Annotated in this window: 21 protein-coding genes, 2 tRNA genes and 1 pseudogene; 10 read left to right on the top strand and 14 right to left on the bottom strand. The window is 45.0% G+C overall.

What is annotated here, in order from left to right; translation table 11 throughout:
- Positions 1–83: 83 nt before the first annotated feature.
- On the top strand, positions 84–1,295 hold the full coding sequence (locus tag QOS07_RS04610; RefSeq protein WP_283587827.1) for a chloride channel protein: 1,212 nt from the start codon (positions 84–86) through the stop codon (positions 1,293–1,295).
- Positions 1,296–1,344: 49 nt separating this feature from the next.
- Here the strand turns inward: QOS07_RS04610 and QOS07_RS04615 are convergent, their stop codons facing one another.
- Positions 1,345–2,379 carry a lactonase family protein gene (locus QOS07_RS04615; RefSeq protein WP_283587828.1) on the bottom strand — a complete coding sequence of 345 codons (1,035 nt, stop codon included), beginning with the start codon at positions 2,377–2,379 and terminating at the stop codon, positions 1,345–1,347.
- 287 nt (positions 2,380–2,666) lie between these two features.
- Here QOS07_RS04615 and QOS07_RS04620 point away from each other — a divergent pair, with 287 nt between their 5' ends.
- The 3 genes from QOS07_RS04620 to QOS07_RS04630 are packed head-to-tail and all read left to right on the top strand — an operon-like array spanning position 2,667 to position 5,134.
- Positions 2,667–3,398 carry an ABC transporter ATP-binding protein gene (locus tag QOS07_RS04620; RefSeq protein ID WP_283587829.1) on the top strand — a complete coding sequence of 244 codons (732 nt, stop codon included), beginning with the start codon at positions 2,667–2,669 and terminating at the stop codon, positions 3,396–3,398.
- Positions 3,389–4,501 carry an ABC transporter permease gene (locus QOS07_RS04625; RefSeq protein WP_283587830.1) on the top strand — a complete coding sequence of 371 codons (1,113 nt, stop codon included), beginning with the start codon at positions 3,389–3,391 and terminating at the stop codon, positions 4,499–4,501. The genes QOS07_RS04620 and QOS07_RS04625 overlap by 10 nt, the downstream gene beginning before the upstream one ends.
- Positions 4,502–4,513: 12 nt before the next feature.
- On the top strand, positions 4,514–5,134 hold the full coding sequence (locus QOS07_RS04630; protein ID WP_283587831.1) for a TetR/AcrR family transcriptional regulator: 621 nt from the start codon (positions 4,514–4,516) through the stop codon (positions 5,132–5,134).
- A 72-nt stretch (positions 5,135–5,206) separates the two neighbouring features.
- Here the strand turns inward: QOS07_RS04630 and QOS07_RS04635 are convergent, their stop codons facing one another.
- Both QOS07_RS04635 and QOS07_RS04640 read right to left on the bottom strand, forming a co-directional pair.
- Entirely contained in the window at positions 5,207–6,382 is a 1,176-nt protein-coding gene (locus QOS07_RS04635; protein ID WP_283587832.1) for an oxidoreductase, read from the bottom strand.
- A 69-nt stretch (positions 6,383–6,451) separates the two neighbouring features.
- Positions 6,452–7,657, bottom strand: coding sequence for a YhgE/Pip domain-containing protein (locus QOS07_RS04640; RefSeq protein ID WP_283587833.1), 1,206 nt, complete (start codon positions 7,655–7,657; stop codon positions 6,452–6,454).
- Between the two features lie 106 nt (positions 7,658–7,763).
- Between QOS07_RS04640 and QOS07_RS04645 the strand changes: the two genes are divergently transcribed.
- Entirely contained in the window at positions 7,764–8,390 is a 627-nt protein-coding gene (locus QOS07_RS04645) for a TetR/AcrR family transcriptional regulator (RefSeq protein ID WP_283587834.1), read from the top strand.
- A 202-nt stretch (positions 8,391–8,592) separates the two neighbouring features.
- The gene (hpt, locus tag QOS07_RS04650) at positions 8,593–9,129 is read left to right on the top strand and encodes a hypoxanthine phosphoribosyltransferase (RefSeq protein WP_283587835.1); all 537 of its coding nucleotides are present in this window, start codon (positions 8,593–8,595) and stop codon (positions 9,127–9,129) included.
- Between the two features lie 42 nt (positions 9,130–9,171).
- Here hpt and QOS07_RS04655 read toward each other — a convergent pair whose 3' ends face one another.
- The 4 genes from QOS07_RS04655 to QOS07_RS04670 all read right to left on the bottom strand — a co-directional run bounded on the left by QOS07_RS04655 (position 9,172) and on the right by QOS07_RS04670 (position 10,976).
- Positions 9,172–10,302: an aminotransferase gene (locus QOS07_RS04655; RefSeq protein ID WP_283587836.1), complete on the bottom strand. Its 1,131-nt coding sequence runs from the start codon at positions 10,300–10,302 to the stop codon at positions 9,172–9,174.
- Between the two features lie 216 nt (positions 10,303–10,518).
- Positions 10,519–10,590 (bottom strand) — tRNA-Gln (locus QOS07_RS04660).
- Between the two features lie 6 nt (positions 10,591–10,596).
- Positions 10,597–10,668, bottom strand: a tRNA-Glu gene (locus QOS07_RS04665).
- A 68-nt stretch (positions 10,669–10,736) separates the two neighbouring features.
- The gene (locus tag QOS07_RS04670; protein WP_283587837.1) at positions 10,737–10,976 is read right to left on the bottom strand and encodes a hypothetical protein; all 240 of its coding nucleotides are present in this window, start codon (positions 10,974–10,976) and stop codon (positions 10,737–10,739) included.
- Positions 10,977–11,108: 132 nt separating this feature from the next.
- On the opposite strand from QOS07_RS04670, the gene QOS07_RS04675 reads away from it, so the two are divergent.
- The 3 genes from QOS07_RS04675 to QOS07_RS04685 all read left to right on the top strand — a co-directional run bounded on the left by QOS07_RS04675 (position 11,109) and on the right by QOS07_RS04685 (position 13,867).
- Positions 11,109–11,798 (top strand): response regulator transcription factor, encoded by a 690-nt coding sequence (locus QOS07_RS04675; protein ID WP_283587838.1) that lies wholly within the window; start codon positions 11,109–11,111, stop codon positions 11,796–11,798.
- Positions 11,788–13,122 (top strand): sensor histidine kinase, encoded by a 1,335-nt coding sequence (locus QOS07_RS04680; RefSeq protein ID WP_283587839.1) that lies wholly within the window; start codon positions 11,788–11,790, stop codon positions 13,120–13,122. The genes QOS07_RS04675 and QOS07_RS04680 overlap by 11 nt, the downstream gene beginning before the upstream one ends.
- Before the next feature lie 103 nt (positions 13,123–13,225).
- Positions 13,226–13,867 carry a PepSY domain-containing protein gene (locus QOS07_RS04685; RefSeq protein WP_283587840.1) on the top strand — a complete coding sequence of 214 codons (642 nt, stop codon included), beginning with the start codon at positions 13,226–13,228 and terminating at the stop codon, positions 13,865–13,867.
- Between the two features lie 121 nt (positions 13,868–13,988).
- Here the strand turns inward: QOS07_RS04685 and QOS07_RS04690 are convergent, their stop codons facing one another.
- From QOS07_RS04690 to QOS07_RS04715, 6 genes and pseudogenes are all read right to left on the bottom strand, one after another.
- A complete protein-coding gene (locus QOS07_RS04690) occupies positions 13,989–15,899 on the bottom strand; it encodes a DEAD/DEAH box helicase (RefSeq protein WP_283587841.1) in 1,911 nt (636 codons plus the stop codon).
- Positions 15,865–16,758, bottom strand: a complete 894-nt coding sequence (locus QOS07_RS04695; RefSeq protein WP_283587842.1) for a TOTE conflict system archaeo-eukaryotic primase domain-containing protein — start codon at positions 16,756–16,758, stop codon at positions 15,865–15,867. Before QOS07_RS04695 ends, QOS07_RS04690 begins: the two co-directional genes overlap by 35 nt.
- 231 nt (positions 16,759–16,989) lie before the next feature.
- Positions 16,990–17,423, bottom strand: a pseudogene (gene tnpA, locus QOS07_RS04700) (IS200/IS605 family transposase).
- A 286-nt stretch (positions 17,424–17,709) separates the two neighbouring features.
- Positions 17,710–18,138 carry a hypothetical protein gene (locus tag QOS07_RS04705; protein WP_283587843.1) on the bottom strand — a complete coding sequence of 143 codons (429 nt, stop codon included), beginning with the start codon at positions 18,136–18,138 and terminating at the stop codon, positions 17,710–17,712.
- A gap of 130 nt (positions 18,139–18,268) precedes the next feature.
- Positions 18,269–19,258 (bottom strand): aldo/keto reductase, encoded by a 990-nt coding sequence (locus QOS07_RS04710; RefSeq protein ID WP_283587844.1) that lies wholly within the window; start codon positions 19,256–19,258, stop codon positions 18,269–18,271.
- Between the two features lie 69 nt (positions 19,259–19,327).
- Positions 19,328–20,185, bottom strand: coding sequence for a GRP family sugar transporter (locus tag QOS07_RS04715; RefSeq protein WP_283587845.1), 858 nt, complete (start codon positions 20,183–20,185; stop codon positions 19,328–19,330).
- A 131-nt stretch (positions 20,186–20,316) separates the two neighbouring features.
- On the opposite strand from QOS07_RS04715, the gene QOS07_RS04720 reads away from it, so the two are divergent.
- Positions 20,317–21,180, top strand: a complete 864-nt coding sequence (locus QOS07_RS04720; protein ID WP_283587846.1) for a LysR family transcriptional regulator — start codon at positions 20,317–20,319, stop codon at positions 21,178–21,180.
- A 225-nt stretch (positions 21,181–21,405) separates the two neighbouring features.
- Here QOS07_RS04720 and QOS07_RS04725 read toward each other — a convergent pair whose 3' ends face one another.
- Complete coding sequence (locus tag QOS07_RS04725; protein WP_283587862.1) at positions 21,406–22,233, bottom strand: aldo/keto reductase; 828 nt, start codon at positions 22,231–22,233, stop codon at positions 21,406–21,408.
- Positions 22,234–22,256: the final 23 nt, after the last annotated feature.

Raw genomic sequence — 22,256 nt, forward strand, 5'->3', positions numbered from 1 at the left:
TACGCTAAGTACATAGTGACCTTTTGCATTCCTGCCGCGCCACCGATATATTAGAAGAAGTAAATTGTTAGGAGATGAAAAATGTGCCACGCTTGAAGGTATTAACCACCATCTACATGGCCTTTTGGAGCTTAATTATTGGGGCCGCAACTGCTGCCTACCTCGACCTCATCAACTGGGTAATTGACTTTTTCTGGAAAGACATCCCCGCCTGGCTTAGCATTCCCAGCGCTTGGCGCCCCCTCGCCATCTGTATGCCACTTAGTATTGTAATTGGACTTTCACAGAAGTATGTTGGTGCATACCCACTGACGATTGCCCAGGTGCTGGATGAAGTTAAGATTACCGGTCACTTCGATTACCACCGCTGGAAACAAATCATTTATTCCGGACTGCTAATTCTTGGTGCCGGTGCCAGTGTTGGTCCAGAAGCCAGTGCCAGTGGGCTGGTTGCCGGCATGATCTACTGGTTAGGCTGTCATTACAAGGTCATCCAGGCCCAACGTGAAGAACTCGCGACTGCTACTTTTCGCCGCCAACTTCGGGTAATTTGGTTCACCCGCCTATCCACATACCAGGTGGACCGTCCAATTACGGACTTCTTTCGGAGTAAACGAACTAAGCAGGCCTTCTACTTTGCCTACACCCTGGTGGCCTTTATCGGTTTGGTGATCTTCTTTAAGTTCTTCCCCCAAGAAGGCGTAATTGGTTTCCACCACCCCGCCATTAACTGGGAATGGGGTGGCCTACTGGTAGTCATTCCGGCACTCGCAGTCGGCTGGTTGTTCGGCTTTATCTTTGTCAAAATTAGCAAGGCTAGCGAACGCTGGATTGATCGGGGAAAGCACACGGTTATGAAGGCGGTACTTGGCGGCCTGGTCCTAGTTGCTGCTGCCGCGTTTTCCACCGACTGCCTCTACTCTGGTGAATTCAGTATCGTCCCCTTTGCCCACCGGTCCCTACAAATGGCACCACTATTCTTGATCACCTTTGCCCTGGTTAAGGCAATTATTACCAACGTTGGTTTCGCCCTTGGCTGGCGTGGTGGGACCATTTTCCCCGCTATTTTTAGTACGTTAGCGGTTGGTGCCTGCCTAGCCCACTACCTACCGTGGATGCCCCGGTTAACGGCTAGTTTGGTTGTTGCTACCGGGATCACCGTTATTTTGGAGCGGCCGCTTTTGACCGCAATTATCCTCTGGCTGCTTTTACCAATTCAGTTTGCCGTCTTCATTTTGCTGGTCTGCCTGCTGACCAACTGGGTATTAAAGCGGGTACCCGTTTTGAAGCCATAAAAAAATCCCTGCAGCGGTTGTTCGCCACTGCGGGGATTTTTGTTACAAATTAATATGGTTGAACACAAATTGGTTCTGGACAGGCAACATCCTTTTGCAGGAGTGTTAATTGACCGGTTGCCGGATCACGCCGGTAAAGGACCAGGTCGTCGGATTCCTGGTTGGAAGAAACCAAGTAGTGCTCATCTTTACTGAAGTTGAAATCCCGTGGGAAGTCACCTTCACTAGAAATCGATTGAACATGCTTAACGGTGCCATCATCCTGGACCGCCCATACCGCAATCGTATTTTCACCACGGTTAGTTGTGTAAATAAAGCGACCATCGCTCGATATCCGGATAGCGGCCGCCCCATTGTGAGCCGTCCAGGTATCTGGAATTGTCTTGACCGTCTGAATATGGGTAAAAGATCCCTTATCAGCATCATAACGAAGAACCGTCAGCTTACTGCCCAGTTCACACATCACGTAAGCAAATTGACCATCCTTGCCAAAGAGCATGTGCCGCGGCCCGTCACCACTTGGAAACTGGTAGTCGGAAACTGCCGTTAGCTTACCGTCATCTGAGACGTCATAAACAGAGACTAGGTCTTCACCAAGATCACAAACCGCCAGGCGGCCATCTGGTGTCAGGTCAGTGTAGTGGACGTGCGGCATCTCCTGTTCCGGCCGTGGTCCCATTTCACCATGGTGTTCCACTACGTCGGTCCGGGTCAATTGACCATCAGTACCGATCTTAAAGACGTCAATCCGGCCAGCGTGGTAGTTGGCCCCAAAGAGGAGGTGGCGTTTTTCATCCAAGCCAAGGTACGCCGGTGATGGGCCGTCAAATAAGGCTTCACCAAGTAGTTTTGCGTCAGCTGCTGTTTCTCCCAGTTGGTAAATTCCCGCCCCTTTCTTGCCATCGGCTGCCTTTTTGATCGTGTAGACCCAGTGGTTACTGCCAACCTGAACATAGGACGGCTTGAGGAGTTCAACCGCCAGCCGAACGTTGACCAGGCGTTCCTGGTCAGTATCCAGGGTCACCCGGTACATCCCCTTGCTGGTCTTGTTGGTGTAGGTTCCAATGAGAAAATCTTCAGTCAATTCAATCACGCTTTCTACTATTTCCGCTGCCAAAGTTTAGCGTTAATTTTACTAACCTCGGCACGCTGGTTAATTCGAATAATACACCAAATAGTTACGTAAATCACGAAAACCGTACTGCATCACCTACAGTTACCTGCCCTTCTCTGGCTCCGTCACCATGTTCCTTTGCTTAGGCAACACCTCGTTTTACGGGCCCGTCTCAAATAGCCTCCTTGACATGGTGAGTGTTTACTCACTATAATTCTAAACAAAAGGTGAGTGAACACTCACTAGGGAGGAATTATATGACAACAACTATTTCCTTGCAGGCTCTGCAAAAGAGCTTTGATAGCCACCCCGTCCTCCGGGGAATTAACCTCACCGTAAAATCAGGCGAAATTGTGGGGCTAATCGGCCCATCCGGTGCTGGTAAGTCAACGATAATTAAAACAATGCTCGGGATGGAAAGAGCCGATAGCGGCCAAGCACGGGTTCTTAACACCCAAATGCCCAACCGGTTGATTCTTGGCCAAATCGGCTACATGGCCCAAACCGATGCCCTCTATGAGAGTTTAACCGGCCGGGAAAATCTTACTTTTTTCGGCCGAATGAAGTTAATCAGTGGCACCCAGCTTAAGGCCGAAATCACTCATGTTAGTCAAGTGGTTGACCTCACTGACGATCTCGACAAACGCGTTGCCGGGTATTCTGGCGGGATGAAACGCCGGTTATCATTAGCGATTGCCCTGCTTGGTCACCCTAAGCTCCTGATCCTGGACGAACCGACCGTTGGAATTGATCCAGCACTCCGCCGTCAAGTCTGGCATGAATTGGGGATCCTTCGTGACCAGGGATGTAGCATTCTTGTCACGACCCACGTAATGTCAGAGGCCGAGTTAACTGACCGGGTAGCCTTATTAATCGGTGGCCGAATTACTGCCTTTGACCATCCCCAAAAGCTAGAACAAGCATACGGCGTTCCCACAATTGAGGATGTCTTTCTCAAGGCTGAAAAGGAGGCAACAACATGCGAATAATTGCAATTGCTGGGCGGGTTCTCCGCGAACTCGTCCGGGACAAGCGAACCCTGGCATTAATGTTTATTGCCCCGATCCTAATTATGTGGCTGATGAATGTAATGTTCTCGGCTAACTCTTCAACCGACGTTTCACTAGCAACGGTCGATGTTCCCCGGGTTGTGCGGCAAAACCTTGACCAGGTGAAGGGAGTGAGCGTTCACCAATATCAACAGCAGTCAAATGCAAATAAGGCCCTCCACCAGCAAAAAGTTGACGGTGTGATTAGCTACCACGCTAACCACTATCAGGTGACTTACGCTAATACCGATGCCAGTAAAACAGCCCTAACGAAGCAGGCCCTCCATGCGGCACTTACGGGACAGACAATTACAACCTTGACGGGTACTATTCAGCAACTACAAACTACTCTAATGAAGGTTAACCCTCAAGCAACTCCAGCAGCTCATCCACAACCAACGCCGCGAATTACTAACCACTATCAATATGGTGACCAGAATACCAACTTTTTCGCTAAGATCATCCCTATCCTAATGGGCTTCTTCATTTTCTTCTTTGTATTCCTAATTTCTGGAATGGGCTTACTCAATGAACGAATTAATGGAACGCTCGGCCGCCTGCTCGCCACTCCGGTTAAGCGAAGTGAAATTGTCTATGGTTACATGCTAAGTTATGGGATTCTCGCAATTATCCAGTCAACCATCATTGTCCTAGCAACGATTTGGCTCCTTAAGGTTGAAGTAGTTGGAAATGTCTTCAGCATTATCCTAATCAGCCTTCTCTTTGCCCTTGTTGCACTAGCCTTTGGAATCTTGATGTCGACCCTAGCTAACTCCGAATTCCAGATGATGCAGTTTATCCCACTGGTCGTTGTTCCCCAGGTATTTTTCTCCGGAATCATTCCCCTTGATTCAATGGCGCACTGGGTACAATACATTGGGAAAGTTCTCCCCTTAACCTACAGCGGGGACGCACTAACCCGAATTGTGATGGATGGGACCAAGTTAAGCCAATTGGGTGGCGATATTGGCGCCCTCTTCATCTTCTTAATTATTCTTGTTATCCTAAATATTATTGGTCTCAAGCGGTACCGGAAAGTTTAATTGGAGGTCGCCATGTCAGAAGTCTTAACATCATACGAAAAGAAACTTAATCAACAAGAAATTCCCGCGGGCAAAAAGAAAGTTTTACTAGCCGCGCTTCATCTCTTTGCCAACCACGGATTTCACGCAACCACCACTGCTGAAATTGCCCACCAGGCTGGGGTTAGTGAAGGCACTATTTATAAATACTTTGGCTCAAAGAAGGAATTACTAACTGCCCTCCTTATCCCCATTTTGACAACCGTTCGGGACAGCTTTTTTGGCGAGATCAAGCACTACGATCATTTAAGTGACTTAGTTAAATTCATCATCGATAACCGAATATCCTTTGTCCGTGACAATTTCGACCTCATCAAAATCGTGATGCAGGAACTACTAACGGAGAAAGATGAACTTAGCCCGGCATTTAAGGAAGCCTTCGGTGGCAGTCGAGGAATATTTACGTCGATTAAAAGACTCCAAACCGAATATCCAGAAATTAATCCAGCCTTGACGCCCATCCAAATCATCCGGTGTATGGTTGGCCCAGCACTAGCCCTCATCTGCCAAGAAAAAATAATTGGCATTAAATACAGCCCAGCAGATATTCAGTTGGTTTACCGGCAAGCGATTGCGGGGCTTACTAATCAATAATGTTCCACATGAAACAAAAGGAGCTAGACAAAGGTCGTAATAACCGACTTCTGTCTAGCTCCTTTTTAGTATTTAATCCAAGCCTGGCAACGGGATACCATTTCGGTAAGAAACAACCCGGCTACTGCCATCAGTGTCGGCGTAGTTTTCAACGAAGCCGTCTGGCAGGCCGACTTCTTTCAAGTGTTCAATCGTTGTGGTGTTAATGATTTCATCAGCCTGACCATCCGCAATCTTCTGAACAAAGTCAGGATCCATCAGCATTTCCCGGCCAACGTATACCCCGTCCGCATCGGTAACTGCAGCCAGGGCGTCATCAGCAGTCAAAACATTGCTACCGATGAAGATTGGTACCCGATCACCAACCGCAGCCCGGTAATAAGCGGGGAAGCTGAGGTCAGTTCCCTTCACCTTAATATCGTAGCTTGGTCGTACGCTATTAGAATAGTCAGCTGACAAGTTCAATGAAATGTTAAGGTAGTCAAAACCAATCTTGGCCGCTTCATCGGTTTGGGCGAGCATATCGTCCACATCATAGCCAAGTTTATCACCGTGCTTTTCTTGTGGACTAATCTGCCAACCAATAATAAAGTCTGGGTTACCAGAAGCAGCAACCGTCTCCTTAACTGCCCGTAAAACCGCAAGCGGCAGTGCCATCCGCTTTTCACGGCTACCACCGTATTCATCAGTCCGGTGGTTGGCACTGGCAGAGAAGAATTGTTGGAGGAGGTCGTGGTTACAATTGTGGATCTCAACCCCGTCAAAGCCAGCGGCAATTGCCCGTTTAGTGGCCTCCCGGTAATCATTAATTACTTGTTGAATGTCTTCCTTACTCATTTCATCAACATCGTAGTTAAGCCATGGGAACGGGAGCTTACTTGGTGCATAAACCCGTTCACCCTTAGCAACTGAACCACCGGCACCACGGCCAGCATGGGATAGTTGAAGGATTGCCTTTGCGCCACCAATCTTCATCGTCGTTGCAAGACGGCTAAGGCCCGGCACATCACTATCATGGGCGGCGCTCAATTGACCGGGGAGCTGGATACCTGAGTCATTGACGTAGGCGTAACCGGTATCCGCGATCCCTACGTGGGCGGCCCGCGGCTTCATGTACCGCATTTGTTGGTCCGTCACCTTGCCACCATCAGATGAATCGTCACACATTGGTGCAAACATAAACCGGTTCTTTAACTGAACACCATTGGCCAGTGTAACTGGTTCAAACAACTTATCATACTTACTCAAATCATTTCACGACCCTTACTAAAAATTAGTAATAGTCTAGACCTTCGAGTTAACTATAAGGCAAGGATTTTACGCTAGGTCTTCAAAGTGGAGGAATGGTTGTTTCCGGCGAAATGCCACAATAATAAGGTTTAATAATAGGTAAGCTATTGCTAAAATAAATGCTCCGCTAACCAAGCCGGTAAATGATACTTGCGCGTACAGCAAGTCATAATCAGACATAATGCTGTAATACATTGGTGAAAAGGCATGGATTGCCTTGAAGAAGCCACCCATTAGTTGCACAGGCACCATCCCCGCACCGGCAACCACTTGAATCATGGTTAACAGAATATTTAGGGCGGCACCAATTTGTCCTAGTAGGAGGATGAAAATGAGGTTAAGGTTATAGGCCCCCATGATTTCAAGCACATGGGTCAACCAAATTCCCGCAAAGTGGCCGGTGCCAGCCCCCGTCATTGCCATTACGGTACCGGCGACGATTGCCCCACCAATTAGCGATAGTCCAAGTAAAACAGTTTCGAGCATTGCGAATGACTTAAACCGGTCGGTCAATTTTGCGAACTTGACGTAGGTCCCGTATAGAACAATCGTCCCGATTAATGCTCCTAAGTAAGTTGCCAGGCTAATAAAGAACGGTGCCATGGAATTATTCAGGCCGGTCCTTACCCGGTTAACTCGGTGAATGTTACTAGTCACGGAATTATTAACCCTTTGGTAGGCCTTATTAACCTGGGCAGTAACGAGCTGGGACTGTTGAGCTTGCGCAGTTACCGGTAAATTGTTCATTTGCTGACGAAGTTGCTGTACTAGTGCGGTAGTCATAATTGCCTGGCCTTTGCTAATAATGACCCGGTTATTAACCGCGTTCCCTACTTTAGTTGCTACATTCTCCATGCTGTTCACTACCATCGTCTGGTTAGCCTCGTTGACGTAGAAGTTTAACTGGGCCGGCTGGTTGGCTTGAACTCGTTTGCTAAAGTTCGCCGAAATATCAATTACTAAATAGGTTTGCCGATCTTTAAGTTGATTAATTGACCGGTCTAAGTTGCTACTTTCGTGGACGGTCTTAAATGACTTTAACGACCGCTTCAACTGAGTATTTAGTTTGCTGCTTTGCTTATCCTGATTAACTAGGGTAATCGGTAAATCAGTCACACGGTTTGGCAGTGGTCGGTACCCAGTAAAGTAAATTGAGAAAACAAGCACCCCGTAAATTAGCATTACCAGAAATGCCAATAAGACGCCCCTACTCTTCAAAAATTTTCCAAACATTGTTCTTTCCCTCCTCTTTTGTTACTGTTTACTATAAAAGCCTATTGCAGCAGTAACAATCAGCATTTTTAATAAAAGTGTTGCTTTAAATTAAGGGGGAAAATTGATGATGAAAAATAATCTAAAATACCAGAAAACAGAGCGGGCCATTAAACAGGCAGTTATTAAATTAATTAACTTGGAAGGTTTATCAAAAGTCACCGTTCAACAAATCAGTGCCTACGCGAACATCAACCGCACTACCTTCTACCGTCACTACCTTGATAATCCTGACCTAACAGCTAAGTACCGAGTACACATGATTGAAAGTCTTCAGGAAATTATTGACCAGGAGTTAATTGCAACCAATCCTCAGCAAAATCCAGGGAACCCCGCAACCCTGTTTCCGTTATTCCAGCAGATTATTGATTTTGTCGCGGCTGATTGGGAATTTAACCGGGCATGGTTAGGGTCTCATGGTGATCAGGAGACCATCAGCAAAGTAGTTTCCCTGATTGACCACAGCCTTAAAAAGAAACTAGGTCAAGTCCAAGAACAATATGACTTACACCCGACAATCCCAATGGCCTTTGCTCAGGAGTTAATCGTTAGCCAATTATGGTCAATCGTTAAAATCTGGCTCCGGCAGGCTCACCCCCTCTCGAAGGATGAAATCATTGATATCTTAATCAAGACTCGTTACTCAAGCCCGTTTGAACTTACTGGTGTTTCAAATATCAAGTTCAACGGCTAGCTTGTTCGCCTCTATATAAACGTTTAAAAGCATTTACCAGAAAATTGTTAGTATTTTATCTGGATTCCCCTTTAAATTCATCCAGGATATGTTAAAATTCTTACGTTGTGATTTGAAAGAGGCTAAGCAGGTCAATTGTTTAGCAAAACACGAACATTATTTAAGACGATCAAAAATACCAACGATGCAGAAGGAGAATTCGATGAATAACGATATTGAGAAAGTCTTATACACCCATGAACAAGTTAACCACCGTCTTGATGAACTAGCCAGTGAATTAACCGCCAAGTACCATGACCAACAACCCGTAATCGTTTCAGTAATGACCGGTGCCCTCGTCTTTACCGGTGAAATGATTGAACGGCTTAACTTTAAGCTCACCCTTGATTACGTAGACGTTTCTAGCTACGCCGATGGTACTCAGTCTGGCAAGGTTCAGTTAATCCAGGACCTGTCGACCGACATCAAGGATCGGCCAGTGATTATCATGGAAGATATTGTTGATACTGGCCACACATTGAAGTTCCTTAAGGATTTACTCAAGGGCCGTAGTGCAAAGAGTATTGAAATTTGTGCCCTCCTTGACAAGCCGGACCGGCGGGAAGCTGACGTTGAAGGTGATTACATTGGCTTCGAAGTTCCAAACGAATTTATCGTTGGCTACGGTCTTGACTATAGTGGCCTTTATCGTAACCTCCCCTTTGTTGGTGTCCTCAAGCGGTCAGTTTATGAAAATTAATAGTTTTATCCTCACTAGTCAGGTTTGGCCGGCGAGGATTTTTTAGTTTTCAAGCTCCTTCAGAAAATCACTAACCTGCGCTAAGCCGGCCTTTAAATGTTCACTTTCAAAGGCATAACCAATCCGGACGGTTCCTTCAATATCAAAGCAGGAACCGGGAACCAGCAATGTTTGGTGTTCTTTCATCAAGCGATCACAGAATTCGGTACTGGCCAGTGGGAAATCATAATGAAGCAGTGTAGTTGTCCCCGCTTGTGGCTTTAGCCAGGAAATGTGGGGTTCACTGTTAACCCACTTTTCCAGGATGGTCAAATTCTGCCGAATAATCTGGCGGTTCCGTTTGAGAATTTCTTCCCGGTGTTGGAGAGCTAGCGTTCCTACCATCTCGTCTAAAACACCACAACTAATCGTGGCGTAATCCCGGTGAGCAAGCAACTGTTTCATTAAGCCCTGGTCATGGGTTGCTATCCAGCCCAACCGCAATCCAGCAAGCGAGAAGACCTTTGAAAAGCTGCTGGTCGAAATCCCCTTTTCATAAAGGTCAATGATGGATGGCGAATAAGTATCTGTCTGGGTAAGGTGGCGGTAAACCTCGTCACTTAAAACATAAGCATTAACCGACCGGGCGACATCGATAATCGGCCGTAATTCATCTGCCATCATCAACGCCCCAGATGGGTTATCGGGGTTGTTAAGAATGATTAGCTTAGTCTTCGCGTTGACCAAGGATTTCAACTCTTGAACAGCGGGTAAGTAATGGTTGGCTGGCCGCAACTGCAATAATTTAACGGTTGCCCCAAGCGCTTCTGGGATCGACTGCAATTGTTGGTAGGTCGGCGTTACCACCACTACCTCGTCGCCAGGCTCAACGACAGTATTGAGGACCAGGTTATTAGCCCCAATTGCACCGTGCTCCGTTACGATTTCTCCTGGTGTCAGCGCTGGCCGGTAAAGCTGGGCGATCTCCTTCTTTAACTCCGTAGCCCCTTCAATTGCACCGTAAGTTAGCCGCTTATTTAGCAGTTTAGTCATGAATTGAGTTTCATCCACGCCCACCGTCTCAAGAAGTGTATGGAGTGAAAACGGCGAGACACAGGTTTCTCCTAAGTTATACTTAGCCTTTGTTTCGTATTTATTCATCCATTGTTCCACACCAAAGTCACTTATTTTCATGGTCAGGTCTCCTTTATTAATTAATCTGGAAAAAAATAAGGCATTTACAACGTACCTTAGATGGCGAACCATCATACCTGCGGCGCGTTGTAAATGCCTAAAATTTATCCAACCGGTGTCAGATAAACCCGTTTATTTTTTGATTAATCTAGTCCCTTTTGCCGAACTTGTCAACACAAAAAAGCTCCCTGTAAAACACAGAGAGCTTTTAACTTATTGGGCTAGCTGGATTCGAACCAGCGCATGACGGTACCAAAAACCGTTGCCTTACCGCTTGGCTATAGCCCAATAAAGTGACCCGTGCGGGATTTGAACCCACGATACCAGCGTGAAAGGCTGGTGTCTTAACCACTTGACTAACGGGTCATATTATCACAGCGATAATAATATTAGCAAGCTTTGCCCCAAAAGGCAAGCCCTTTTCCCATTTTTCATTACATAAATTGTTGCCGCTGGATGATATTCCCGTATGAATGGTCGTTTCTCTTCAAGACTTTTGCCCGGTTTTCAGCCTTAATCCAGTAATCAACCTCATGGGCCGCCAGCATAGTTAGGTAATTTTCGGGGTACAACTTTTGGTACTCAATCTTCTTATTAGCCAATTCGGCCTCGTATAATGCCTGGCATTCCGCGACCGTTCGCGCGTTTTGTAAAGCAGCTTGGTAGTTATTCATTGCCACCCCTCCTTGTTCCTCCAATCATACCACTGCTGACCTTAAAAGGCACCGGATAAACCCGCAGATTTATCCGGTCTATATATTCAAAAGCTAATCACTGGTAGAATATTATTCAAAGAGGTGTACGCAATGGAAAAAGCAACAATCCTGCTAGTCGAAGATGAAGAAAGTCTCGCTAGCTTTGTCAAAACCGAACTCGAACTCGAGGGTTACCAGGTAATCTGGGTTCAAGATGGCCGGGCTGCCCTGGAAGCCTTCAACCACGGTAGCATCACCCTCATCCTACTCGACTGGATGCTTCCGGTTTATGACGGGCTCACCGTCCTCCGCCGAATTCGTCAAAGCAGCGACATCCCCATCATCATGATTACTGCCCGGAGCCAAACTTCTGATATCAGCATGGCCCTCGACCAGGGACTCGACGACTACATCACTAAACCCTTTGAAATCGAGGAACTGCTCGCCCGTGTCCGGGTGATCATCCGGCGGCTTAACCAGTCCAAGCCCGCTAGTCATGACTACCAGTTTGGTCCCTTCCACCTTGACTTACTCAAGCACCAATTTGCGGTCAATGACCAGGCCGTTCACCTGACCCCCAAGGAGTTTGCATTGATGCTTGCACTGATGGAACAACCGGGAACCGTCCTGACCCGGGATGACCTCCTCAACCAAATTTGGGGTTACGACTTTGACGGGCAGACTAACACCGTTGACGTTTATATCCGGGCACTCCGCAATAAACTCGGTGACTACCGCAACTTAATTAAGACTGTCCGTGGTATCGGCTACCAACTCGAGGCTAACCATAATGAAGCATAAACCGACGACCGCTGCTGGGCAGCTAACTAAACTCTTCATCGGTCTTTTTATCGCCATTCTCTTAGTAGTTAACCTGGTCTTTATTGCTACGGCAACCAACCTGGTGTACCGCTATGCTGATGACCAGGCCGAAGAAGTTACCGAAACGATTGAAAGTGACTGGGCACCAAACAAGGATTGGACGCCCCTGCTAACTGCCTATGTCGCTCGTCAAGATGACGATGCAATTGCGATTACCAGTGGCCAGCGCCACTACTATTCACCAAAAGCGCCGCGGATTTTTGGCCGGATTAACCACCGTGGTTGGTCCATCAATAACCTGCAGGTAACTCAGGAGGGTGTTTACTACCTCCGCCAGCAAATCATTCACGGAAGCCTTGTGCGGGTAGCAATCAATGTTGACGACCTCCTCCGCCTAACTGCCTGGCTACTCGGCCTAACAATCCTTATCAACCTGGTGGCAATCATCTTTGCCATCCCGCTAATTAGGCGGCTCGCCCACCGGTGGACTACCCCGTTGACCAAATTAAACCAGGATATCAATACAGTTAACCCCCAGAGCGACCAGCCGCAATCACTCACCGTTCCTGACCAACCACTAGAAATCAAAAATGTTGCTGAATCATTCAACGACCTGCTCGACCACCAATACCAGGCAATGCAGCGGGAAAAATTCTTCGTTGCCAATGCTTCACACGAGCTCAAGACGCCGTTGGCTGGTATTCTTGGCCACGTTAACCTAATTAAGCGCCATGGCAAGCGTCACCCTGAACTAGTTGATAAGTCACTGGGCTATATTGACCAAGAGGCCCAACGGATGCAGCGAATGATCAATGAATTGCTCACCCTGGAAGGTCACCAGTCACAGGGGGCCCTGACCGCAACTAACCTCGTTCCAATTATCAGTGATGAAGTTGCTTCAATTCGTGGTGCCTACCAGCGAGAATTTAAGTTCAATGCACCCACAGAATTATCCTATGAAATAACGGCTAGCGATTTCCAAAGTCTTGCACATAACTTACTGGAAAATGCTGCGAAATATTCACCTGCTGATTCCACAATCAACGTTCATCTTAAGCAAAATGATAATGACGTTATCTTCCAAGTGGCCGACCAAGGCCGTGGGATTGCGCCAGAAAACCGGCAGCGGATTTTCGATCGTTTCTACCGGGAAGATGAGTCCCATTCCAGCACGGTTCCTGGTTCTGGAATTGGTCTGGCAATTGTAAAGGCAATCGTCGACAAGTACCAGGGCCGCATTACCGTTAGTGATAACCAGCCCCACGGTGCAGTTTTTACCGTTTCCCTCCCCCGAGAAAAATGAAGATTTCTTCATCTGACTTTCACTCATTCTTGGTTTTTCTTTCCCTCCTGTTCAGTAAAATAAACTTACAAACTTAAGCAAGAAACAGAAAGGAAAGAAAAACATGAACAAGAAGCAAGACCAAAACCAACCAGTAATTGACAACAAGGACGTTAAGACTACTAAGAAGAATGCTCGCACTAAGTGGGCGACCATGGTTGCCTGCGTCTGCGGTGGTTTGCTCCTTGGCGCTGGCGGAACGTTCGGCGTGATGGCAGCCCAAGATAGCCACGAAGACCGCGTTGAAGCAACTCAATTAAAGAAAGCCAACACAAATGACATTAAGATTGACCAACAGGCCGCAATTGATAAGTTCAATGCAAAGTACGCTAACAAGCAAATTTCAGAAGTAAAATTAGAAGTTGACCACGGGAAATACGTTTACGAAGTCAAGGGATTTGACGACACGAAGGAATACGAAGTAGAAGTTAACGCCAAGACCGGCAAGGTAATTTCTAGCAAGTCTGAAAAACTCGATGCAGATGAAAAGCCAACTGCACTGGACACAAGCAAGGCAATCAGCCGCGACGACGCAAGTAATGTTGCTAAGGATGCTGCTAAAAAAGGCTCCGCGGTTGAATGGGAACTGAAGGAAGAAAATGGTAAGGCCGTTTGGGAAGTTAAAGTTGTCAATGGCCACCAGGTAAAGGAGGTGACGCTTGACGCCAACTCCAAGAAGGTTTTAAGTACTGAAATCGACCACTAATACTAACAACACCCCAATAAAAAATCGCCACCCAGGGAACCCAAGAATTCCTGGATGGCGATTTTATTATTCTTAGCTTAACTCTTAGGTAAAGTTTTTCGATAGAATACATATTGCATTTTTAATGTTTTTTCAGTGTTTCATTAGCCAAATGCTGATTAATTAAACGTATCCCAGTCATTCCGTGATAAGACTTCCCACCAAAATTCAGATCACCATACCAAAAAAATTTATGATCAAAAATGCAAAGATTGTTTCGGATATCATCTTTAAAATCAATAATTAAATTTGAAGTTAGTAAATCCAATGCAGACCTAATAAATTTTTTCTCTTTCATTTTCGTTGCTAATTCTAAATGAACTTGCTTTTCTTTTACTGCTAATTTTTCAAATTTCTCAAGTTGTTCTTTTGAAAGTTGCCGAACACGAATAAAAATATCAGTAGCCTTTTCAAGATCATGTTCCCAAATTGGGCGATAATTTTGATCTGTATAATATGTCGCCGAATAAGTATTCCACTTTTTACTTTTAACTGGTTGGTACCCTAACTGTCGGTACACCTTAACACGTTTTTGATACATTTTGGCAAACACATCATCAGCAATATCAACATAGTCATAAACTCGAAGTTCATCTTTTTTAGCTAGTCCCCGCTCAAGGCGTCCTAAATACTGTTTTGTACTTCCTTGCCACGAAAAAGGCATTGTTAAAAAGAGTGTATCCAAACTGGGTAAGTCAAAACCTTCGCCTACGTATTTATTAGTTGAAAGTATTATATACGGTTCTTGTTCATTTTTTAAATCAAGAGTATTTTTCCCACCGCCAGTTATTAGATAAATATGAGTATTACCAGTAGAACGTAGTAATTGATAAAGCCGTTCTAAATGTTTTATTCGCTCACTGAGTAATAGAATATGACGATTTTCAGCTAATGCACGACTAACATCCTTGATGATCTGCTCATTTCGATCATCATCTTCCGCTAAAGCATTTAATTTTTGAGAATAACTATTACCATTAAATACCTTTTGTTCCTCAAAAGCATTGCTATACCGTGGATAAAGGTAGCGTTGAATTAAATGAGTGTCCTCTTTAGCACTTTGGTAAACAATACTTCCACAACGATAACTAATGAATTTCTCCAATCCGTCTTTTCTTTCTGGGGTTGCAGTTAGGCCTAAAATATAACGAACATTAGCCTCAATTAATGTTTTTTCAAATGTTGCTGCCGGAATATGATGGCACTCATCAATAATAATTTGCCCGTAATCCTGGTAAACATTTTTTCGTTCACTAGCCGACATTTGAATTAGCTTTCTAATATTGATAACATCAATTAATTTTGAAGGATGGTTTCTCGTACCAGAAATAATTTCAATCTTCTTTTTTCTCACTTCTCTTCCTGTGGGCGTATGTTCGAGGAATGGATCGTTTTCTATTTTTAGGAATTTAAGACCGGCTTTTTGCCATTGTTGCGCTATATTTGTTGTCGGTACAACTATTAATGTTCGAACCTTACGCTGCGCAATTAATGCATAGCCAACAACTGTTTTTCCAAAGCCGGTATGGGCACAAATTACTCCTAGATTATGTTTACTTGCCTTTCTAACAGCCTGAGCCTGCTCTGGACGTAATTTGCCAGTAAAAGAAACGTCTAGCGTGGAAGGTGACGTAAAGTGCATAGTTAAATGACAATGGCACTTTACCTGTAATGTATTTAAAATACCACGAGGTAAGTAAAGGTTCTCCCGTGTAATCCTTGCTGTGGTTAACATTGCGGGTACATTCCAAACCGGCATCCGCATTTGTTGCTTCTTTAAGAATTCGGGGTTGGCAAAAGTTGCTAAATTAAGTAACCCAAGTTGTTCACGACGGGTAAGGCCTTGCCTTTTGATAATTATTTCACCGGCAACAATCCCAGTGATTTCCCGAGGGAGATCTGTAAAGCTGTTCAAATCAAGCAGACTTTTTTCACTTTGCAACAACCCCATGTCTTGGTTAATCTTTTTTAATAAATGACCATACTTCATCATTGCTATATCGCCTAGTTGCTGCCAAGCGGTCAAATAATAATTTAGGCATTAATGGTAAAAGATCATTATCTGTAAATATCGATCTTTTCTGTTGCACATCGCTCCACTTTAACGGAAGAGCAATTAGATTTCCAAAGCCCTTATTAGGAAGTTTATCCTGGTTTGGAATCATCCGATCAAAACAACTTAGATCTACATCTTCACTATTTGCCATCGATTCAATTAGAATAAGTTTCCCTAACAATCGTGCTGTACTTGCATCAATTGGCTGACTAAAAAATATCCAAAGATGATAGCTAGATCCTGAAGATGATATTTCGGGTAAACACTCAATTCCATACTTAAGACACGTTGCCAATACCGCTTTTGTCGTTTTTCGTGGATCAACTGGTGACGAATGTTTATCGAAATCAAAAACTAGTAGTCGAGTCTGATCTCCCTTTAATAAAGGGTAAATCCCATAACGATGATAAGAGTCCGTCTTTGCAATCTGATCATAAATTGTTTTTTCAGTATAAGGTTCATATTTTTTCGTTAGTTTTTTCTGGGCTACTTTATCATCACGAACTTGATAAAAATCCCACCAATTAGTAAGTGCAGGGCTATATCCCTTACCATTGCTCCACTTCTGAGCATATACATCGTCACGACCTGCAAAATAACGATGAAAAAGGGCTAATTTTTCAGCCGTCGTTCTTTTTTTTCGCAATTGAGCGGCTAACTCTTGCTGAGTAATTATATATTCTCCTTCTTGAGTAGCAATTAAGTAATCTATTTGTTGGCTTTGATAATGATTAAAGACTTGTTTAATTACTACTTGATTACCATCATTTAACATATATATTGTATCTAATTGCATATTTTACCTGCTTAGTCTAAAACAGCGCTTTCATTTGCTTGTAATGATACCATAAAACACAAAATATATTTTAAAACCATGAAAAATCATAACCACCCGTCAAACGGGTGGTTTGCACATCGGCTATAAGCCGATCAGAAAAGCCAGCGTCTCAAGGCTCTGGCTTTCGCTTTGCTCAAGCCAAAATGCTCTGATTACTTTGCTACTGTTTTAAGCAGTGTTCGTATTACTTCACCTACCCTTGAAAGGGTCTGAGTATTCTGTACTTGTTAACTTGTCTATTGCTATGTCATGCGTATATACTTCTTGATTGTGGCTTCATTCATGCCTACTGTGCTTACGTAATATCCTTCTGCCCAAAAATGCCGATTGCCAAACTTATATTTTAAATTTGCATGTCGATCAAACATCATTAATGCACTTTTCCCTTTTAAGTATCCCATAAACCGCGATACGCTTAACTTCGGTGGTATGCTTACAAGCAAATGAACATGATCTGGCATCATGTGTCCTTCAATGATTGTCACACCTTTATACTTGCACAATAGTCTTATACAATCTCGTAAGTCTCTTCGATATTGATTATATATTATTTTCCGTCTATACTTTGGAATGAACTTACATAACCATTTTGTATGGGCTAAACTATTTAATTTATTAGCCATATTTTTATTACCTCTTTTCCCTTATTGATTTTGGCTTGAACACCTACATCTTAAGGCAAAAAAGGCCTTTTTATATAATTCTTATCGCCCACCCGCATAGCAGGTGGTTTTTTGTTTCATACACTCACTTCGTTCGCGTATTCAACTAGGTCTAAAGACACTAATAAAAGGCAACCCGCACGCAGGTTGCCTTTTCTATTGTCAATTTTTAGAGTTCTGCCATAATTTCTTTTTCCCGTTTGTCATGACGACGGTGAATCGTCCGCATGACAAACCGTGCACTTGGCTAAGCAATCAAACTTTGCATTGCGAAGGCAATTCCAAAATTGCGGGGCCAAAATGACAGGTAGTGGTGGAAAATTTCTGTGCTGATATAGCCCTGCCCGGCCCACGTTCCGGCAATGGTCATGATCATTGACATGAAGATAACGTTACTAACGATATTAACCGTAATTTGGGCTGTGTAACTATCATGGTCACCGGTTAACCGCTTCTTCAGGTGGGTTACTGGGTACCGAGTAGCGGCAAGGACAATAACGGCGACTAGCCATACTAGTGGCAGGGACCGCAAGACACCAAGGAAGACGGGCCAGCTAATCCCTTGAATGCAGAAATTAACGGCTGGCGTAATCGTACATACGGCTAGCATGGAAACAACCAGCGTGTATAACAGAGTTTCTTTCATATTTCGTGGAAAATTATTATAGAATTTCATTCAAAACACCCTTTCTCAAATAAAAAGAACAAGCAAGCCTGCAATCCAGCCCTGATTGTTCTTAATTTATAGAAATTAGTTCTGAATACGATAGTTTAGCAAATTTTTGCCAAAATATCTAAGGAAAATTCTACTTTTTTTCTACCCGGGTTCCACCAAAGACGTCTGACATTGGCACGTCATCCAGTGCTTGGTCAATCTGGGCAACCTCTTCCGCTGACATCTTAATCTGGCCAGCCTTGAGGTTGTCTTCGATCCGGTCAAGGTGGCGGCTACCTGGAATTGGCACGATGTAAGGCTTCTTGTTAATCATCCAGGCCAGTGAAATTTGAGCCGGGGTAGCATCGTGGTTCGCTGCAATCTCGTTCAGCAATTCCAGTAAGTCCTGGTTCTTCTTCAAGGCTTCTGGTGTAAATTGCGGCATCTTACTCCGCAGGTCGCCTTCACCAAACCTGCTTTGCTTGATTTGGCCCGTCAATAAGCCGTTAGCCAGTGGTGAGAATGCCACTAAGCCAACATGTAATTCCTCCAAGACCGGGAAGAGGTCTTCGTATTCGCGGAACATCATTGAGTAACGGTTTTGGACGGCAGTTACCTTGCAGACTGCGTTAGCCCGACGAAGGTAGTCTTCATTTGCTTCTGAAATTCCCCAGTGGGTAATCTTACCTTCATCCATCAACTCTTTCATGACCCCGGCAACCGTTTCTGGTGAGACCGTTGGGTCGATCCGGTGTTGGTAGTAAAGGTCAATGTGGTCGGTGCCCAGCCGCTTCAGTGAGCCTTCCACGGACTTACGGATTGTTTCTGGACTGGAGTCCACTTTCAGGTCATCACTCTCGTGGGCCGCAATCCCAAACTTGGTTGCAATCACAACCTGGTCGCGTACATCATGAAGGGCCTTACCAACGACTTCTTCGTTGTAGTTAGTGGTCCCATCAGGGTTAATACCCTGGTAGATTTCGGCGGTATCAAAGAAAAGGTAGCCCATTTCATAAGCTGCCCGAATTGCCTTAACCGCTTCATCAACATCGGTTGGCTTACCATAACCATGGGAAAAGCCCATACAACCGAGCCCAACTGATGTTACCTTCAAATCATCACCGAGAATTCTTGTTTCCATGCGTATACCTCCAAATTTATTAATGTAATGTTAAACCTTTAAGTTAGCTTCAAGGCAAGTATTTTGAATCTAGAAAACCGAGGTAATAACTGCCCCAACTACAATCAGTACCAGGCCGGTAATCGTTAATACGTAACCCCGCTTGCTCTTCCGTTCACCCAGGAAGATGAAACCACCCAGGGTTGAGATTACTACGGAAAGTTGGGAAACGATAAAGGCAGTGTTCACACCGTTGTCACGGACACTAAGGATGTATGCCAGTGAGGCAATTGAGAAGACAAACCCAATTACCAGGCTCCGCCAACTTGCCCGTTCCCGTAACATCCCCGTCTGGTGACTAGCGACGAAGTAAATCAAAACCCCAATTACCATCCCTACGGATTCAGGGAAGAAGATTGCAATCCCGGAAGCAGTCAGCGCCCGCGGGATCGCGTTGTAAATCACATAACCAATTGTCGTTAGGACCAACATTACCAGTGTCCCTACCGGCATCTTTTGGGTACTATTTGAACCGCCATCACTGATTGAGGTTAGTACCGCCCCGATAATAAATAAGACGATCCCCGCAAAGCCAGCAATCCGGGCCGTGGCCGTGGACCATTCGCCAAACATAAATACACCTACTAGGGACGTCCCAATCAACTGAAGTCCCGTGGAGATCGGCATTGTTTGTGAAACACCAATCCGTTGGTAGGCGGTGTACTGACCGAGCTGACCAACAATCCAAACGGCACCAGCGACCGCCGCCATGATAAAGGTGGCAACAGAAAGGTGTAGCTGGAGTACCGCCATGACAATAATACTAATGATTAATGTCCCCATCGCGGTCCCAAAAATCTGGTTACCAACTCGACTGTTCGTTTTTACTACTACCAGTGGTAGGAGGCCCCAACCAATAGCTGGTAATAATAACCATAATAATTGCATAAGTTTGCTCCTCCATTATCTACTTTTAATATTTTGGCAATGGCATTATTATATAAATACATACTCTAGCTGAAAATTATCAATTATGGATAGCACCATACGAAATTATCATAGCGAAAGAAGGGCTCTAAATGATTGACAACCACCTGTTAGAACAGTTTGTCACCTTTGCCAAGTACAAAACCCTGTCAGCTACCGCTAAAGAGCTCATGTTAACCCAGCCAACGGTTACCCGGGGGATGCAAAAGCTCGAAGAAGACTTGGGTGTCAAACTATTTGACCGGCAGAGCAACCAAATTAGTTTGAACGAAACCGGACAGTTTGCTGTCCAAGAGGCGGAAAAAGTCCTCCGGCAAAACCAAGAATTTATTAACCGCGTGCACAACTTTGACCAAAGTCACCGGGAAATCAAGGTTGCTTCGAATGCTCCAGGTCCCGTAATGGTCCTCCAAGCACTGGCTGGGGAAGAAGGGAATGTCAATGTTGACCCCCACCTCCTGCCAAGCGATGAAATCAGCAGTGACCTGGTAGATAATCGTTATAGTTTTATTATCAGTAACCAGGAAATCCAAACTGACGAAATTGAGTCGCTTTACCTGGGGAAGGAAACGTTGAATGTCAACTTGGACCAGTTTATGATCCAGTCGCAGCAGCCAACGATTACCTTTAATGAGCTTAAGGGGTTAAGTTTCGTGGTCCTTAGTGATATTGGTCCCTGGAAACAGGTCATCCAGGATAACATCCCCGATGCTAAATTCCTTTACCAAACGCAGTGGGACGCCCTCCGTGAAATCACCAATTACTCTAGTTTTCCATACTTTACAACTAACATTACCGAAAAATTAGGGGAACGGCGAAACGCTGACACCAACCAGGTAATGGTCCCAATCTCCAGTCCAGAAGCCACAATGGACTTTTATCTTAACTACCAGCCAAGCCAGCGAAAGCTTGTCCGGTCCCTCGTTGACCAACTCCATGAAATTTGGGCGGATTAAGGGAGCTGTATTTGGAACTAAAATGAATAAGGGAGCTGTGACACAACCCCGGTTAGGGCCTGTATGGCTAGCATAGGACGATCGTTAGCACGGAACGGGCTAGCGATTGGCCGTAGCTAGACACTAAGGCCCTGGGTTGTGGCACGCGATATCTCTGTAATATTCGGAACTAAAACAAGGGCCCATGACAAAACCAAGTTTTGTCACGGGCCCCTTAGTTATTTTTTAAGCATCAACCTGCATTGAACTTGGCCAACCGCCCTGTGAACGGTGTTGGTCGAGTTGCCGGATGTCTGTCATCTCATCAGCGGTTAACTGAAAATCAAAGATATCAAAGTTACTCTTAATGTGTTCCGGACTGATCGAACGCGGAATCGTCATTACATGCCACTGGGTCAAGAACCGCGACAGGACCTGAACCCCGGTCTTACCATACTTTTGTCCAATCTTAGCCAGGACCGGGTTAGTATTCAGATTCTGGGCGCCCTGAGCAAGTGGTGACCACGATTCATGGACAATTCCCTCACTAAGAAGAAAATCGTGCATCTTCCCCTGTTGGAGGTTGAGGTTTGTTTCAATTTGGTCAACTACTGGCTTAACCTCTGTCTGTTCAATCATCTTCTTAGTTTGAGCAATATTAAAGTTAGAGAGACCAATCGCTTTGATCTTACCCGCATGGTAATATTCCTCTAGTGCTTGATAGGAACCGAGATCATCCCGGCGTGGCCAGTGGAGAATCATCATGTCCAGATAATCCAAGCCTAGCTTACTTAGGGATTCTTCAATTCCCTTCTTGCCTTGCTTATAGCCATCAGTATCAACCTTAGTTGTTACAAATAAATCTTCCCGTTTAACCAGGCCCGCACTGATTGCCTGGGTAATACCCTGGCCAACTTCTTTTTCGTTGTAGTAATCCTGAGAAGTATCGATACTACGGTAACCCGCCTTGATGGCCTCATACACCGCTTGCTTTGTGTCACGGGGCTCAATTAAGTAGGTCCCGAATCCCAACACCGGCACCTTCGCACCAGTATTCAATGTTAAGTATTCCATCATCAATCAGGTTCTTCCTAAAA

The sequence above is a fragment of the Limosilactobacillus viscerum genome, from assembly GCF_947387525.1.
In the GTDB taxonomy this organism is placed as follows: Bacteria; Bacillota; Bacilli; order Lactobacillales; family Lactobacillaceae; genus Limosilactobacillus; species Limosilactobacillus viscerum.